At 52.6% G+C, this 13,227-nt stretch carries 15 protein-coding genes; 2 read left to right on the top strand and 13 right to left on the bottom strand.

What is annotated here, in order from left to right; genetic code table 11:
- Nucleotide 1: 1 nt before the first annotated feature.
- From tolB to INT20_RS02680, 10 genes are all read right to left on the bottom strand, one after another.
- Entirely contained in the window at nucleotides 2-1,294 is a 1,293-nt protein-coding gene (gene tolB, locus INT20_RS02725) for a Tol-Pal system beta propeller repeat protein TolB (RefSeq protein WP_193056394.1), read from the bottom strand.
- On the bottom strand, nucleotides 1,294-2,442 hold the full coding sequence (tolA, locus tag INT20_RS02720) for a cell envelope integrity protein TolA (protein ID WP_193056393.1): 1,149 nt from the start codon (nucleotides 2,440-2,442) through the stop codon (nucleotides 1,294-1,296). Before tolA ends, tolB begins: the two co-directional genes overlap by 1 nt.
- Nucleotides 2,435-2,869 carry a protein TolR gene (gene tolR / locus INT20_RS02715; protein WP_193053541.1) on the bottom strand — a complete coding sequence of 145 codons (435 nt, stop codon included), beginning with the start codon at nucleotides 2,867-2,869 and terminating at the stop codon, nucleotides 2,435-2,437. Before tolR ends, tolA begins: the two co-directional genes overlap by 8 nt.
- Before the next feature lie 11 nt (nucleotides 2,870-2,880).
- Nucleotides 2,881-3,561: a protein TolQ gene (gene tolQ, locus INT20_RS02710; RefSeq protein ID WP_216657971.1), complete on the bottom strand. Its 681-nt coding sequence runs from the start codon at nucleotides 3,559-3,561 to the stop codon at nucleotides 2,881-2,883.
- A gap of 118 nt (nucleotides 3,562-3,679) precedes the next feature.
- On the bottom strand, nucleotides 3,680-4,090 hold the full coding sequence (gene ybgC, locus INT20_RS02705) for a tol-pal system-associated acyl-CoA thioesterase (protein ID WP_172116607.1): 411 nt from the start codon (nucleotides 4,088-4,090) through the stop codon (nucleotides 3,680-3,682).
- Nucleotides 4,087-5,124: a Holliday junction branch migration DNA helicase RuvB gene (gene ruvB / locus INT20_RS02700; RefSeq protein ID WP_172116606.1), complete on the bottom strand. Its 1,038-nt coding sequence runs from the start codon at nucleotides 5,122-5,124 to the stop codon at nucleotides 4,087-4,089. Before ruvB ends, ybgC begins: the two co-directional genes overlap by 4 nt.
- 64 nt (nucleotides 5,125-5,188) lie before the next feature.
- Nucleotides 5,189-5,794, bottom strand: coding sequence for a Holliday junction branch migration protein RuvA (gene ruvA, locus INT20_RS02695; RefSeq protein ID WP_193056392.1), 606 nt, complete (start codon nucleotides 5,792-5,794; stop codon nucleotides 5,189-5,191).
- Nucleotides 5,795-5,862: 68 nt separating this feature from the next.
- Entirely contained in the window at nucleotides 5,863-6,414 is a 552-nt protein-coding gene (ruvC, locus tag INT20_RS02690) for a crossover junction endodeoxyribonuclease RuvC (protein WP_193056391.1), read from the bottom strand.
- 129 nt (nucleotides 6,415-6,543) lie between these two features.
- Nucleotides 6,544-8,325 carry an aspartate--tRNA ligase gene (gene aspS, locus INT20_RS02685; RefSeq protein WP_193056390.1) on the bottom strand — a complete coding sequence of 594 codons (1,782 nt, stop codon included), beginning with the start codon at nucleotides 8,323-8,325 and terminating at the stop codon, nucleotides 6,544-6,546.
- A 66-nt stretch (nucleotides 8,326-8,391) separates the two neighbouring features.
- Entirely contained in the window at nucleotides 8,392-8,670 is a 279-nt protein-coding gene (locus tag INT20_RS02680; protein ID WP_193056389.1) for an FmdB family zinc ribbon protein, read from the bottom strand.
- A gap of 184 nt (nucleotides 8,671-8,854) precedes the next feature.
- On the opposite strand from INT20_RS02680, the gene INT20_RS02675 reads away from it, so the two are divergent.
- Complete coding sequence (locus INT20_RS02675) at nucleotides 8,855-9,796, top strand: D-2-hydroxyacid dehydrogenase (protein WP_193053537.1); 942 nt, start codon at nucleotides 8,855-8,857, stop codon at nucleotides 9,794-9,796.
- A 19-nt stretch (nucleotides 9,797-9,815) separates the two neighbouring features.
- On the opposite strand, the gene INT20_RS02670 is transcribed toward INT20_RS02675, so the two are convergent.
- Together INT20_RS02670 and INT20_RS02665 are read right to left on the bottom strand one after the other, a co-directional pair.
- Nucleotides 9,816-10,091, bottom strand: a complete 276-nt coding sequence (locus INT20_RS02670; RefSeq protein WP_193056388.1) for an acylphosphatase — start codon at nucleotides 10,089-10,091, stop codon at nucleotides 9,816-9,818.
- On the bottom strand, nucleotides 10,091-11,029 hold the full coding sequence (locus tag INT20_RS02665; protein ID WP_172116599.1) for a YihY/virulence factor BrkB family protein: 939 nt from the start codon (nucleotides 11,027-11,029) through the stop codon (nucleotides 10,091-10,093). Before INT20_RS02665 ends, INT20_RS02670 begins: the two co-directional genes overlap by 1 nt.
- A gap of 155 nt (nucleotides 11,030-11,184) precedes the next feature.
- On the opposite strand from INT20_RS02665, the gene INT20_RS02660 reads away from it, so the two are divergent.
- Nucleotides 11,185-12,282: a bifunctional nicotinamide-nucleotide adenylyltransferase/Nudix hydroxylase gene (locus INT20_RS02660; protein WP_193056387.1), complete on the top strand. Its 1,098-nt coding sequence runs from the start codon at nucleotides 11,185-11,187 to the stop codon at nucleotides 12,280-12,282.
- A 4-nt stretch (nucleotides 12,283-12,286) separates the two neighbouring features.
- Here the strand turns inward: INT20_RS02660 and INT20_RS02655 are convergent, their stop codons facing one another.
- On the bottom strand, nucleotides 12,287-13,204 hold the full coding sequence (locus INT20_RS02655) for a LysR substrate-binding domain-containing protein (protein WP_087105473.1): 918 nt from the start codon (nucleotides 13,202-13,204) through the stop codon (nucleotides 12,287-12,289).
- Nucleotides 13,205-13,227 lie beyond the last annotated feature (23 nt).

Here is a 13,227-nt window from a genome sequence, read left to right as displayed (position 1 = left end):
ATTAGTTTAAAAACGGTGACCATGCGGGGTCACGTACTTCGCCTTGAGCAGCAGGAAGCCGGAATGACGATCGCCCGTCGGCAGAAACGGCACTTAGCACCCCATTGTTACCCTCTTGGTTAGCGAAGATTACCATGGTCCCGTTCGGCGCAACACTAGGAGATTCATCTCTTATCGAATCGCTTATTACGACCAGCCGCCCTCCATCCAAATCCTGGCGTGCGACCTGGTATCCTCGGCTGGAACGGTGGATTAAAAAGATCTGATCGCCGTCCGGAGAGTAGCGCGCGCGGGCATTATAATTGCCGGTAAATGTCACGCGGTTTGTCTCGCCGCTACCTAACGAAAGCTGGTAAATCTGAGGGCCGCCGCTACGATCAGAGGTGAACAGCAGGCTACGACCATCCGGTGACCAAGCGGGCTCAGTGTCAATGCTATTGCTGTTGGTAACGCGTTCTACCGAGCGGTTAGCGATATCCATGATATAGATTTCAGGCTGCCCATCCTTGGATAACGACATAGCGATACGGCGACCATCGGGGGACCACGTAGGTGCACCATTGATACCGTCAAAGGATGTTGCCATGACACGCTGACCGGTGGCGATATCCTGGATATAAATCGCTGGGCGCTCCGTTTCAAAGGAAACATAAGCAAGCTTGCGTCCGTCCGGCGACCAAGTGGGCGACATAATCGGTTGATCAGACGTTAATACCTGCTGGCTATTGCGACCATCAGCATCGGCTATATAGAGACCGAACTGCATATTATCGCCAACCCCTTGGGCCGTTACGTAAGCAATGCTGGTTGAGAAAGCACCGCGTATATCAGTAATCGCCTCAAATATCTGGTCGCTGATGTAGTGTGCCGCACCACGCAGATCATCGGCATTCGCTATGACGGTTTCGCCAATCATCCGGCGCTGGCCACTGACATCCATCAGGTCAAACTGTAGCTGATAGCCGTTGTCCGTTTGCTCGGCACGCCCAACGACCAGATAACGCACGTCCAATAACCGCCAGGTCCCAAACTCAACATCATCCGCTTGGTTTGGTTGGTCAAACATGGCACTACGCTCTAGCGGTGAAAATAGACCACTACGCTCAAGATCATCCTGAATGATTTGAGCAACATCTTCCGACATGCCCTGATTGCCTGCGAAAGGCACCACCCCAATGGGTAATGCCTGGTCGCTGCCCCGTGTAATTTCGATGGTCAAGTTTGCATTCGCAGCTGCGAAACCACTTACTAGCAGTAGTACGCAAAATAACCACACTTTCCTTAGTTTTTGCATCAGCGAACATCCCCCGGGGTAAATCGCAGATTAAATTGACGTAAGTTCCGCTGCTGTTCCGCAGGTAAATCTCTTAATTCACCAAACGGTGCAGCATGTTCAACGGCTTGCATGGCAGACCGATCAAATGCACTGTCGCCACTAGATGTAGCAATTGACGTTGCAAGCAGCTCGCCCGAAGGGCCTAAACGTATTTGTAGCGTAGCACTCAATGAGTCGCTTGCTCCAGGTGGGATCAACCACGCCTGTTCAACCGCGCGACGCACAATATTGATAAAGCTATTGGCGGCCTGCTGCGCTTGCTGTGCATTGGCTGCTGCTTCCGCCTCACCTTCTAACTGGCGCTGCATGGCGGCTTCCGCTGCGGCAGCAGCTTGGCGTTCAGCTTCTTCACGAGCACGCTGCTCTTCAGCTTCACGTTGACGCTCTGCTTCGGCTTCTGCCTGAGCTTCTGCTTCGGCTGCTGCCTGAGCTTCTGCTTCGGCCGCTGCCTGGGCTTCTGCTTCAGCTGCTGCCTGAGCTTCTGCTTCGGCTTCTGCTTCGGCTTCTGCCTGAGCTTCTGCTTCAGCCGCTGCCTGAGCTTCTGCTTCGGCTGCTGCCTGAGCTTCTGCTTCGGCTGCTGCCTGAGCTTCTGCTTCGGCCGCTGCCTGGGCTTCTGCTTCCGCCGCAGCTTGGGCTTCTGCCTCACGGGCTTGAGCTTGCGCCGCCTGTTCTTGCGCTAGTCGTTCGGCTTCCTCAGCGCGGCGTTGCGCTTCGGCTTCTGCTGCGGCTTGGGCTTCTTCCAAAGCTTGTTCCTGCGCTTCAGCTTCAGCGGCAGCCTGCTGCTCGGCCTCTTGGTTATCCGGCTCTGGCTCAGCTACCTCAGGCTCACTCACTTCCGGCTCAGGAACAGGTTCAGTTGAGCTGTTCATTGCCGCCTGCTGTTCAGTTACCTGCTGGGCCTGATCTGTGAACGTCTCGGTACTCACAAACGTGGCCTGAACAATGGATGAAGAGTCAGGTTCCGGGGTTGAACTGGGCCAATTAATAAGGCTAAAAACAATAATAGCCAAATGCACAGCGACCGCGAGGATGATTGGCAATGTGTAGCCAACGTCTTGCGGGTCATGCGGCGCAGCAACGGTTACTTGCGGCTTGCCCTTACTCATCTTGCGGCGGCTCTGAAAGCAGTCCTACGTTTTCAACGCCCGAGCGCTGGAGCGTGCTCATGAGTAGAACAATTTGTCCATACTGTACGCCTCGGTCGCCACGCACCATGACGGGCGTGCCCGGGCGACGTTGCAATATGGCCGAAACGCGTTCTGATATTTGCTCAAGCGAAACGGCGGTTGAATCCTCACCCAGCGTAATAAAATATCCGCCTTCACGATCCACCGAAATAATGATCGGGTCACTGTCCTGAGTATCGATCGGTTCGGATGACACCTGAGGCAAATCCACCTGAACGCCTTGCGTTAGCATCGGAGCGGTAATCATAAAAATGACCAGCAGTACCAACATAACGTCGATAAAGGGGACAACGTTAATCTCCCCCATCGGCTTACTTTTGCCGCTGCGATTGAACGGACCTTGCATGGCTAACTCCCTTAACTGGCGCTAGGCTTGCCATCACGGCCTTGCAAATTACGATGCAAGATAGCGTGAAACTCTTCGGCAAAGTCTTCATATTTACCGAGTAAGCGAGACGCACTGTTAGATAAGCGGTTATAGAAGATAACAGCGGGAATAGCCGCGAAAAGCCCCATAGCGGTCGCAATGAGTGCCTCGGCGATCCAGGGTGCTACGGTTGCCAGTGTCGCTTGTTGGGTCATTGAAAGGGACTGGAAAGAGCCCATGATGCCCCAGACGGTACCAAACAAGCCGATATAGGGGCTGGCAGAGGCAACCGTTGCCAAAAACACCAGGTGTTGAGTCAGACGGTCTTCTTCGCGTGACCAGGCAACGCGCATGCTGCGCTGCACACCTTCAAGCACGGTGTCGGCATTGTGAGTTTTTGGCATTAGTCGGTTGAATTCACGAAACCCAGACTGAAAGATATGTTCGGCGCCATGGCGCGGGTCATCAGCTGGTATTTCTCGGTAAAGTTCGTTTAAGTCGACACCTGACCAAAACGACTCTTCGAATTGGTCGTATTCCCGCTTGGCGCGGCGCAGCGCAATACTGCGCTGAAAAATCACCACCCAAGAGAGGACTGACCCCACCACCAGGAGTAGCATTACCAGCTGTACAACCGTGCTGGCATTCATAATCAGGTGCGGGATGGACATGGTGTTATCGTTCACAGGTGCCCTCATCAATCAATGATTGCCGGTCAAGCCCGACAAGTAGTGGTCTCTAAATTACGAAACCGCAGTGTTAAGAAATCGACTGTTAAGAAATCGAATATTAAGAAATCGCTAACGTTTGTAGCTGGGACTGAAAAAAAGCGGGCCAGGCTTTGGGCCGCATCCGTTCAGCGCTCAAGCACGCTATCTCGACTGTCGCGCTGCATAGGAGTTCCTCACCGCGCATTACAAACTGCTCAAACGTTACTCGGCATCGCCCTATATCAATGACGCGTGCGGTTATCTCAAGCGCTTCGTCCAGGCGAGCCGGTTTCGCATAGTGACAAGCTAAGCGATATACCACTAGCTGCGTGCCTTCGTCTAGTAACGTTTGCTGGTTGAGTCCTTGCTCGCGCAGCCACTCACTGCGCGCTCGCTCCATAAACTTCAAGTAGTTAACGTAGTAGACAATGCCGCCAGCGTCAGTATCTTCCATATAAACACGTAGAGGCATTGAAAACGAAGTACTCATGGGCGACGCTCCCCTTCCATATCAACCGAGTGCTCGTTGGGAACGCGGTTAAAGTGCCGCCATGCCTGACGCGTAACGGTACGTCCGCGCGGCGTGCGCATCATCAACCCTTGTTGAATAAGATACGGCTCAATGACATCTTCTATCGTTGTGCGCTCCTCTCCAATGGCGGCCGAGAGAGAGTCGACGCCTACCGGGCCGCCTTCGAACTTATCGATCATCGCGAGCAGCAGCCGCCGGTCCATGTGGTCCAGACCATAGTGATCCACATTGAGCATATTAAGCGCCGCATCCGCCAATGCCACGTCTACGGTGCCATCCCCTTTAATTTCTGCGTAGTCACGCACTCGGCGCAGCAAGCGATTGGCAATACGTGGCGTCCCTCGGGAGCGCCGGGCAACCTCAACCGCGCCTTCATGGTTGGTTTTTACACCCAACAGGCGAGCTGAACGGGTCACAATTTCAGTGAGTTCTTCGAGATTATAAAACTCAAGCCGCTGAACGATCCCGAACCGATCACGTAGCGGTGCTGTTAAAAGACCTGCGCGGGTCGTCGCCCCCACCAGCGTAAAACGCGGCAAGTCCAGCTTGATGGATCGTGCAGCGGGTCCTTCACCAATCATGATATCCAGCTGAAAGTCTTCCATGGCGGGATAAAGGACTTCTTCAACGGCGGGCGATAACCGATGGATCTCATCGATAAACAAGACATCGCCTGGCTCAAGGTTGGTCAGCATGGCAGCCAAGTCGCCTGCACGCTCCAATACGGGACCAGACGTTGACTTAAGCCCTACGCCCATTTCCGTTGCAATGATGTTGGCCAGGGTGGTTTTACCTAGCCCTGGTGGGCCAAATACAAGGGTATGGTCAAGGCTCTCTTCGCGTAATCGGGCTGCGCCAATAAATATCTCAAGCTGCTCGCGAACCCGTGGCTGGCCGATGTAATCATCCAGCCGCTTGGGGCGAATGGCATAATCAATCCGCCCTTCTCCCTGTTCTGGTTCAGCCGCTATCAACCGATCATGTTCTAACATAGATGCTCTTTTTGAATATCTGGCGATCTGCTTGCACTGGGTGACGGCAAAACGGCGACCGCAATCAACCGCTCATTCGCCGTGTTAACGCTGCCTTGATCAAGGCCTCTGCCGATTGTTGTGGGTCAAGGTCTGAGAGCATTTTACTGGCTTCGGCTAGCTTGTAGCCCAGACTAACGAGCCCGGACTCGGCATCGGCCAGGTTATTACGGCTCGGTTGCCCATTGGCGCCTTCCAGGGCAAGCGGCGCGTCAGCACCTTGCTCCCATTCAGGAAAACGGTCACGCATTTCGATAATAAGTCGTTCGGCGGTTTTCTTGCCAACACCAGGCAGCTTGGTTAACGCCTTACTGTCATCATCACGAACACAGCGCATGAAGGCGTCTTCATCCATTCCTGACAAGATCGCCAACGCTAGCTTGGGACCTACACCGTTGACTTTAATCAGCGCCCGAAAAAGAGCGCGTTCGTGCTGTCGCGCAAACCCGTACAGCAGGTGGGCATCATCACGAATGGTTAAATGTGTATACAGAGATGTGCTTTCGCCTAATGCAGGAAGCGAGACAAGCGTATTCATTGAAGTCTCAAGCTCATAACCCACGCCATGAACGTCAATAACGATCCAGGGCGGTTGTTTTTCCAGCAAATAGCCACTTAGACGTCCAATCATAAATACGCTCGCGATAGTAAAAACAGACGGTTACTATAATGCTACTCTGTACAAGTGACCAGTGGTCGTTAAAGTCGCCAGCGCCCTGTAGAGGCGCGCCGCCCGCGCCCACGAGGCGTACTGGAAACTGCATTGTTGGTATAAGCGTGGGTTAATGCGATGGCCAAGGCGTCTGCCGCGTCCGCTTGAGGTGTGGCAGACAGCGTTAAAAGCGCGGTCACCATGTGCTGAACCTGTTCTTTATCTGCGCCTCCCTGCCCGGTTACTGCTTCCTTGATACGCCGTGCGGCATATTCGGCGACGCTTAGCCCGTGGTTTGCCATACATACCAACGCAGCACCACGCGCTTGCCCCAGCTTTAGCGCTGAATCGACGTTTTTAGCCATAAAAACGCGCTCTATCGCAGTATCTGTGGGTTTGTACAAACCCACTACTTCGCTTAGTCCTGCGTATATTTGCGCCAAACGCTGCTCCAGCGGCCCTTCTGAGGTGCGAATGCAGCCGCTAGCAACATAGCCGGGTTTAACACCGACAAGATCAATAACACCATAGCCAGTAATTCGAGACCCAGGGTCGATGCCTAATATACGCACGGGTAACGCAGCGCCTGCTTTATCCATTAACGTTTATCCGCTCAAGGTTACAAATTCCACACCACAAAAAGCACTGATACAAAAACACCGACGCCGGGGCGTCGGTGTTTTTAGCCATTGTGCAACTCATAGCCGTTACATCAAATAGCGCCAGGCTTACTCGCTGGCTGCTTCAGGCTTGGCTTTTTGACGCAAGCGGATATTAAGGTCTTTCAACTGGTCTGGGCTAACCTCACCAGGTGCATCCGTCATTAAGCAAGCGGCGCTTTGCGTTTTCGGGAAGGCAATAACTTCACGAATGGTGTTGGCACCGACCATTAACATCACCAAGCGGTCCAGGCCGAAGGCCAAACCACCATGAGGCGGTGCACCGTACTGAAGTGCGTCCAGCAGGAAGCCAAACTTCTCTTGGGCTTCTTCCTCGCCAATACCCAGAATCTCAAACACCGTGCTTTGCATGTCTTGATTATGGATACGGATAGAGCCGCCACCCAGCTCGGTACCGTTGAGCACCATATCATAGGCGCGTGAAAGCGCTTTTGCCGGGTCAGCCTTGAGCTCCTCCGGCGAGCAGGACGGCGCGGTGAACGGGTGGTGCAACGGGCTTAAGCGACCATTGTCATCCGCCTCGAACATCGGGAAGTCGACCACCCACAGCGGTGCCCACGCTTGGGTGTACAGATCAAGATCAGCACCCAGCTTAACGCGCAGCGCGCCAATGGCTTCGTTAACGATGCGCGTTTTGTCAGCACCGAAGAAGATGATATCGCCATCTTCTGCGCCAAGACGATCAAGCAGCTCTTCAACGATGTTTTCCATGAACTTGACGATAGGCGACTGAAGCCCTTCAAGTCCTTTGGCACGCTCATTGACCTTGATCCAGGCCAACCCTTTCGCGCCATAGATACCCACGAACTTGGTATATTCGTCGATTTCCTTACGCGAGAGCTTGGCACCGCCCGGTACTTTAAGCGCGGCTACTCGGCCATCATCGGCACTGGCGGGGCCAGAGAAAACCTTGAAATCGACCTGTTTCATCAGGTCGTCAACGTCGGTCAGTTCAAGCGGAATACGCAGATCCGGCTTGTCTGAACCAAAACGGTCCATAGCTTCTTGCCAGGTCATGCGCGGAAATTCTGACAGTTCAACGCTCAGCACTTCCTGGAAGAGCTGACGAATCATGTCTTCAGTGATGCTCATGATATCGTTTTCTTCGACAAACGACGCTTCGATATCAATCTGAGTAAACTCAGGCTGACGGTCGGCGCGCAGGTCTTCGTCACGGAAGCACTTGGCAATTTGATAGTAACGATCAAAGCCCGCCACCATCAGCAGCTGTTTAAAGAGCTGTGGCGACTGAGGCAGTGCAAAGAAGTTACCCGCATGCGTACGGCTAGGTACCAGGTAATCTCGGGCACCTTCGGGCGTCGCGCGCGTTAGGATCGGCGTTTCGATATCCAGAAAGCCCTGATTCTCCAGGAACGCACGGACGTTATGCGAAATGCGCGAGCGCAGACGCAGTTTTTCGATCATGTCAGGGCGACGCAGATCAATATAGCGGTGCTTCAGGCGAACTTCTTCACCCACCTTACCATGCTCATCAAGCTGGAACGGCGGTGTGGCCGCGGTGTTCAACACTTCAACGTCTTTGGCTAGCACCTCAATCATGCCGGTGGGCATATTGGGGTTTTGGGTACCTTCTGGGCGCAGCCTAACGCGGCCGGTAATACGCAGAACATACTCACCGCGCGCACGATCGGCATTGGCAAATGCATCAGCAGTATCCGGATCTACCACAAACTGAGCGATGCCATCACGGTCACGCATATCGAGGAAAATTACCCCGCCGTGGTCGCGACGACGGTGTACCCATCCGCAAACGGTGACCGTTTGATCTACCAATGTCTCGTTTAGCTGGCCGCAATAATGGCTGCGCATGTCAAATCCTGTTCTGTTTCGTGGCAAATAAGGTGTCTTGGGCCAACCAGGCCCCGACCGCTACAGTCAAACTGCAGAGTCTTTTGACGTGGAAGTAGTATCGCTTTTAGCACTGGTGTTAGCCGTTGTGCTTTTTGCATCAGCGACCAAGTTCTTTTTACTTCCCGTTTTAAAATCGGTTTCATACCAACCACCGCCCGCCAGGCGGAACCCTGCCGCGGATACAAGCCGCGCCAAGTCATTACGATTGCACGCAGGGCACTCTTTTAACGGATCTGCGCTGATTTTCTGTAATTTTTCCATGCGATGGCCGCAGGCCTTGCACTCATATTCATAGATAGGCATGTTGATAATTCCTGAAAGCTCAACGACGACAGAATATTGTCGAATATAAACGCAGTCAGCTGCGAATATGTAGCCTGTCGATATAAAATCCAAGGCTGCGGTTGATAAAGCGTCAATATTATACCCTTTTGTGCCCCCTGCCGAGCAAGGTTAACAAGCCCTGGCAGCAACTGGAGAGAATAAAATGCCTCATGCGGTCATGTTGGATGCGAAAAGTCTTGGGCCTCAAATAGATTTAAGCGCTATTCGCGGTGCGGTTACTCAACTGGATGTCTTCGATCAAAGTACAACGCAACAAGCTAAAGAGCGCTTGGCAAATGCTGACATCGCATTAGTAAACAAGGTGGTACTGGATGCGGAAACGTTAAAACAGCTGCCTTCGCTTCGCCTGATTTGTGTCATGGCTACTGGTCTAAATAATATCGACCTTGAGGCAGCAAAAGCACTTAATATCAGCGTTAAGAATGTCGCGGCATACGGCACGGCAAGCGTGTCGCAGCACACATTAATGCTGATACTTAACCTGGCAAACCGGCTACCTCTATACCAACAGGAAGTCGCCAAAGGTGTTTGGCAGCAAAGCGACTTTTTCTGCCTCCAGGACCACGTAACGCTACAGTTAGCGGGCAAGCGGCTGGTGATGGTGGGCCAGGGCGAACTGGGAACGGAAGTGGCGCGCTTGGCGGAGGCCTTTGGCCTTCAGGTGACCTTTACGGCACGCCCCGGTCATGAAGCTAACGACGCACGCCCTTCTCTCGATGACGTGCTGCCTGAAGCCGATATTATCAGCCTACACTGCCCGCTTAATGCTGATACGCAGCACCTTATTAACCAAGAGCGCTTGGCCAAGGCTAAACCGTCCCTTCTGCTCGTAAATTGCGCTCGCGGTGGCATTATTGATGAAGTAGCGGCGCTTGAGGCATTACGCCAAGGGCGTATCGGCGGGTTAGCCGTAGACGTGCTTCCTGTAGAGCCACCGAGGGAGGGGCATCCACTATTGGCAGCGCTGGATGAACCACTCAATCTGATTGTCACCCCGCACAATGCATGGGTAACGCCAGAAGCGCGCCAGAATATTATCGCCCTAACGGCGGATAATATTGCTCATTGGAAGCACACCAGGTAAGCCTAAAATAAATATTAGCCTAATGCGTCGTGAAAGCATCAGGAGCGTGGCATTGGGCTAATGCCTCATATTCAACATGGGTTACCTGCGCATTAGCAGGGCCTTGCCAAAGCCACTCCACCAGCATATTTACATGATGGCACTCGCCACACATAAGCACCTCAACCCGACCATCCGCCAGATTTTTGGCATGACCGGTTACTCCCGCCGGTAACGCCTGCTTTTGAACGGCGCGGCGATACCCTACGCCCTGCACTTTTCCGGTGACCAAGGCTTTTATGCAACACGCTGACACTATTCGTCTCCTGCTATCCTGGGCGTAAACGCCTCTGTTTCCAAGACTTCCTGCCTAACCTGAACGGCACTGTTTCGCGGAATAAGCTTTCTGCCTCGACGCAGTAAAAGCGAGCGTGTAAAGGCGGCACCAAACAATAAAATAAGTGACGAGTAATACACCCAGAGCAATACCATCACCACCGACCCGGCAGCGCCGTATGTCGATGCCGTTGCGGTATAGGTGAGATAAATCGCAATTACGGTGCGGCCGATAGTAAACAGTACGGCCGTGACAACAGCCCCGGTTAGGACATCCTGCCAACGTAGCACTACATCGGGCAACACTTTGAAAATAGCAGCAAATAGCAAGGTAACGACGCCAAGTGACACAAGAGAGTCCAATAGTGTCGTGGTATAGCCCGCGAGCGGGACAAGATCACCTGCCATTTGCAGGATGCTTCGCAAAGCAATACTTAATACCAACGAAATTAATAGAATAAAACCAATGAGAAAGACAACCATTAACGATAAAAAGCGCGTTTTTATAAATACAAACAAGCTGTTACTGGCCGGCTTGGCGATCACTCCCCATATGGTGTTCAGTGAAAGCTGCATTTGCGCAAAGACGGTTGTTGCACCGACTAACAGAGCACAAACGCCTAACACAGAAGGCAATACACCAGACTCTTCGAACCGAGAGTGGATAACGGCCTCTTCAATCGCGGAGGCCACATCGGTACCCAGTGAGTCCTGCAACTGGGCCACGATTTGCCCCTGAGCAGCGTTTTCACCAAAGACAATACCGATAACCGCAACGGCAATAATGACAGTAGGGGCTAATGAAAAAAGCGTATAAAACGCTAATGAGCCCGCGAAGCTAAACGCATGACGCTCTAACCATAGCTTCGTTGCATCCTGAACCACCTTCCACCAAAAAGTGAGGGTGTCTTTAGTCATATTCAGTCCCTTGCGTCATTGATGGATACCTTTATGTGCAATAGCTTAGCAGCATACCCAATACGGGTGCAGTACGTAGCCTTCGCCAGATTGCACCGCTGAACCGCTCTCTTCATAATGACGCTGTTATTTGACCAAATGTTAAAGGAAGCACCATGGCCCTTGATGCAACATGCTCTACGCCTGATTACACCTTTGATTGTTTGGTATTTATTGGGCGTTTTCAGCCTCCTCACTTAGGCCACTTGGCCGTTATCCGTGAAGCGCTTAATCAGGCACGTCAGGTCATTGTACTGGTAGGCTCTGCATGGCAGGCGCGCTCGCTGAGAAACCCATGGCGCTTTGATGAACGCCAGGCAATGATTCGTTCCGGGTTTGATGACGCTGATAACCAGCGGTTAGAAATCACGCCGCTGCTGGATGCTCTGTATAACGATGATGTTTGGGTAAGAGATGTACAGCGAAAGGTACGAGACTTGGCCGCACCGGCTAATATTCGTTTACCACGCATTGGTTTGATTGGTGCAAGCCGTGGCCAGTCAAGCTACTACTTGTCTCTGTTTCCGCAGTGGGAATCCGTCAGCGTTCCGCTGATTGAAGGCATTTCAGCCAGCCAGATTCGTGAACGACTATTTCGATCGCCAAGCGCTTCAGACGATTATTTGAGCACGGGGGCTTATCATGACCTGCCGCCCGGCGTGGTCAGTCGCGTTAGCGAATTTTGTCGCGAAAGCGCCTATCAACAATTACTGGAAGAGCAACGACTACTGGACCAGTACCATCAAGCCTGGTCACATGCTCCCTACCCACCTATTTTTGTTACCGTGAATGCGGTGGTTGTGCAATCCGGGCATGTACTTCTGGTGCGCCGTAATTCAGCACCCGGTAAAGGGTTGTTTGCGCTGCCTGGCGGATTCATTAACCCTCATGAGCGACTGCTGGATGCGTGCTTGCGGGAGCTCAGGGAACGGCTGCGCTTGAAAGTACCAGAACCCGTTCTAAAAGGATCATTACGTGGGCAGCGCCTTTTTGATGAGCCGCACCGAAGCTGGCGAGGACGCACGCTAGCGGAAGCTTTCTACTTTGCACTACGCCCAGACCAACAGCTGCCACGTTTAAAACCCGTTAAAGGCGGTGATCATGCACGGTGGGTGGCACTGGCTGATTTAGAGCCAGACAGCCTATTCGAAGATCATTTTTTTATTATTCAAAACTTTCTTGGCCTGCCTGCTGACTTCAGCACGTCAACTTAACCCATTACGCTTGTAAAAAATCACGTGGCAGCTTCATCATTTGACGCCAAAGCTTCTCAACGCCTGGTTTGTGTACCAACGAGCAGCGATAAAGGCGAATTTCGAGCGGTATGTCCCAACTTTCATCACCGGCTCTGACCAAGCGCCCACTTTTGAGCTCTTCACGAATACAAAAATCAGGGATCCATGCCGCTCCAATACCTTGAAGCACCATGCCTTTTAATCCTTCTGCCATGGCGGTTTCATAAACCGTACGTAATTTCATACGCAAAGGGTCATTCTTTAACAACATTCGCACACTACGCCCTAAAAAAGCGCCCTGGGTATAAGCCAGGTAGGGAATTGAGGCCTCTTGCTGCAGCGAAAAACAGGGCTTCCCCGTCTCGTCGGGTAGCGAGACGGGCAGCATATTGACCTTGCCTATCGAGAAGGACGGGAAAACCTCGGCATCCAACTGCATAGTGGCAAAGGGGTCATAATAGGCCAGCATGAGATCGCAATTACCTTCACGCAGCACGTGGATCGCTTCGCCTACATTCATGGCGACCAAACGCGTTGGCAGCTCCCCAAGGCCTTTCTGAAGGCGTGAAATCCAAGGGGGGAAAAAGCTTAATGCCAATGAGTGGGCGGCCACAATATCAAGTGCTTCATTGGCAATCGACAAGCCACGCAAATGACTTAATGACTCGTTAAGCTGTTCAACGAGGTTTCGCGCCGTCACCAGAAACAACTGCCCTTCTGATGTAAGCCCTACGGGGGTTGTTGAGCGGTCAACAAGGGTTACGCCAATGGCTTGTTCCAGTGCTCGAATGCGGCGGCTAAAAGCAGGTTGAGTAACATGACGCTGGCGGGCAGACGCTGAAAAGCTGCGTGTATTCGCAAGTGCGACAAAATCTTCTAGCCATTTTGTTTCAAGATTCACCCAACACTCCTTTGCCGATTATT

Source organism: Halomonas citrativorans, from assembly GCF_014898005.1.
GTDB classification, from domain to species: Bacteria; Pseudomonadota; Gammaproteobacteria; order Pseudomonadales; family Halomonadaceae; genus Vreelandella; species Vreelandella citrativorans.
Note: the sequence above shows the minus strand (reverse complement) of the source record. Positions and strands in the feature narration are given on the sequence as shown.

Bases quoted from the DNA above. Each gene is read 5' to 3' on its own strand.
- tolB (WP_193056394.1), bottom strand. From the start codon at position 1,294: ATGCAAAAACTAAGGAAAGTGTGGTTATTTTGCGTACTACTGCTAGTA.
- ruvC (WP_193056391.1), bottom strand. From the start codon at position 6,414: ATGGATAAAGCAGGCGCTGCGTTACCCGTGCGTATATTAGGCATCGAC.
- tolR (WP_193053541.1), bottom strand. From the start codon at position 2,869: ATGCAAGGTCCGTTCAATCGCAGCGGCAAAAGTAAGCCGATGGGGGAG.
- ybgC (WP_172116607.1), bottom strand. From the start codon at position 4,090: ATGAGTACTTCGTTTTCAATGCCTCTACGTGTTTATATGGAAGATACT.
- tolA (WP_193056393.1), bottom strand. From the start codon at position 2,442: ATGAGTAAGGGCAAGCCGCAAGTAACCGTTGCTGCGCCGCATGACCCG.
- INT20_RS02680 (WP_193056389.1), bottom strand. From the start codon at position 8,670: ATGCCTATCTATGAATATGAGTGCAAGGCCTGCGGCCATCGCATGGAA.
- INT20_RS02660 (WP_193056387.1), top strand. From the start codon at position 11,185: ATGGCCCTTGATGCAACATGCTCTACGCCTGATTACACCTTTGATTGT.
- INT20_RS02675 (WP_193053537.1), top strand. From the start codon at position 8,855: ATGCCTCATGCGGTCATGTTGGATGCGAAAAGTCTTGGGCCTCAAATA.
- aspS (WP_193056390.1), bottom strand. From the start codon at position 8,325: ATGCGCAGCCATTATTGCGGCCAGCTAAACGAGACATTGGTAGATCAA.
- ruvA (WP_193056392.1), bottom strand. From the start codon at position 5,794: ATGATTGGACGTCTAAGTGGCTATTTGCTGGAAAAACAACCGCCCTGG.
- tolQ (WP_216657971.1), bottom strand. From the start codon at position 3,561: ATGTCCATCCCGCACCTGATTATGAATGCCAGCACGGTTGTACAGCTG.
- INT20_RS02665 (WP_172116599.1), bottom strand. From the start codon at position 11,029: ATGACTAAAGACACCCTCACTTTTTGGTGGAAGGTGGTTCAGGATGCA.
- ruvB (WP_172116606.1), bottom strand. From the start codon at position 5,124: ATGTTAGAACATGATCGGTTGATAGCGGCTGAACCAGAACAGGGAGAA.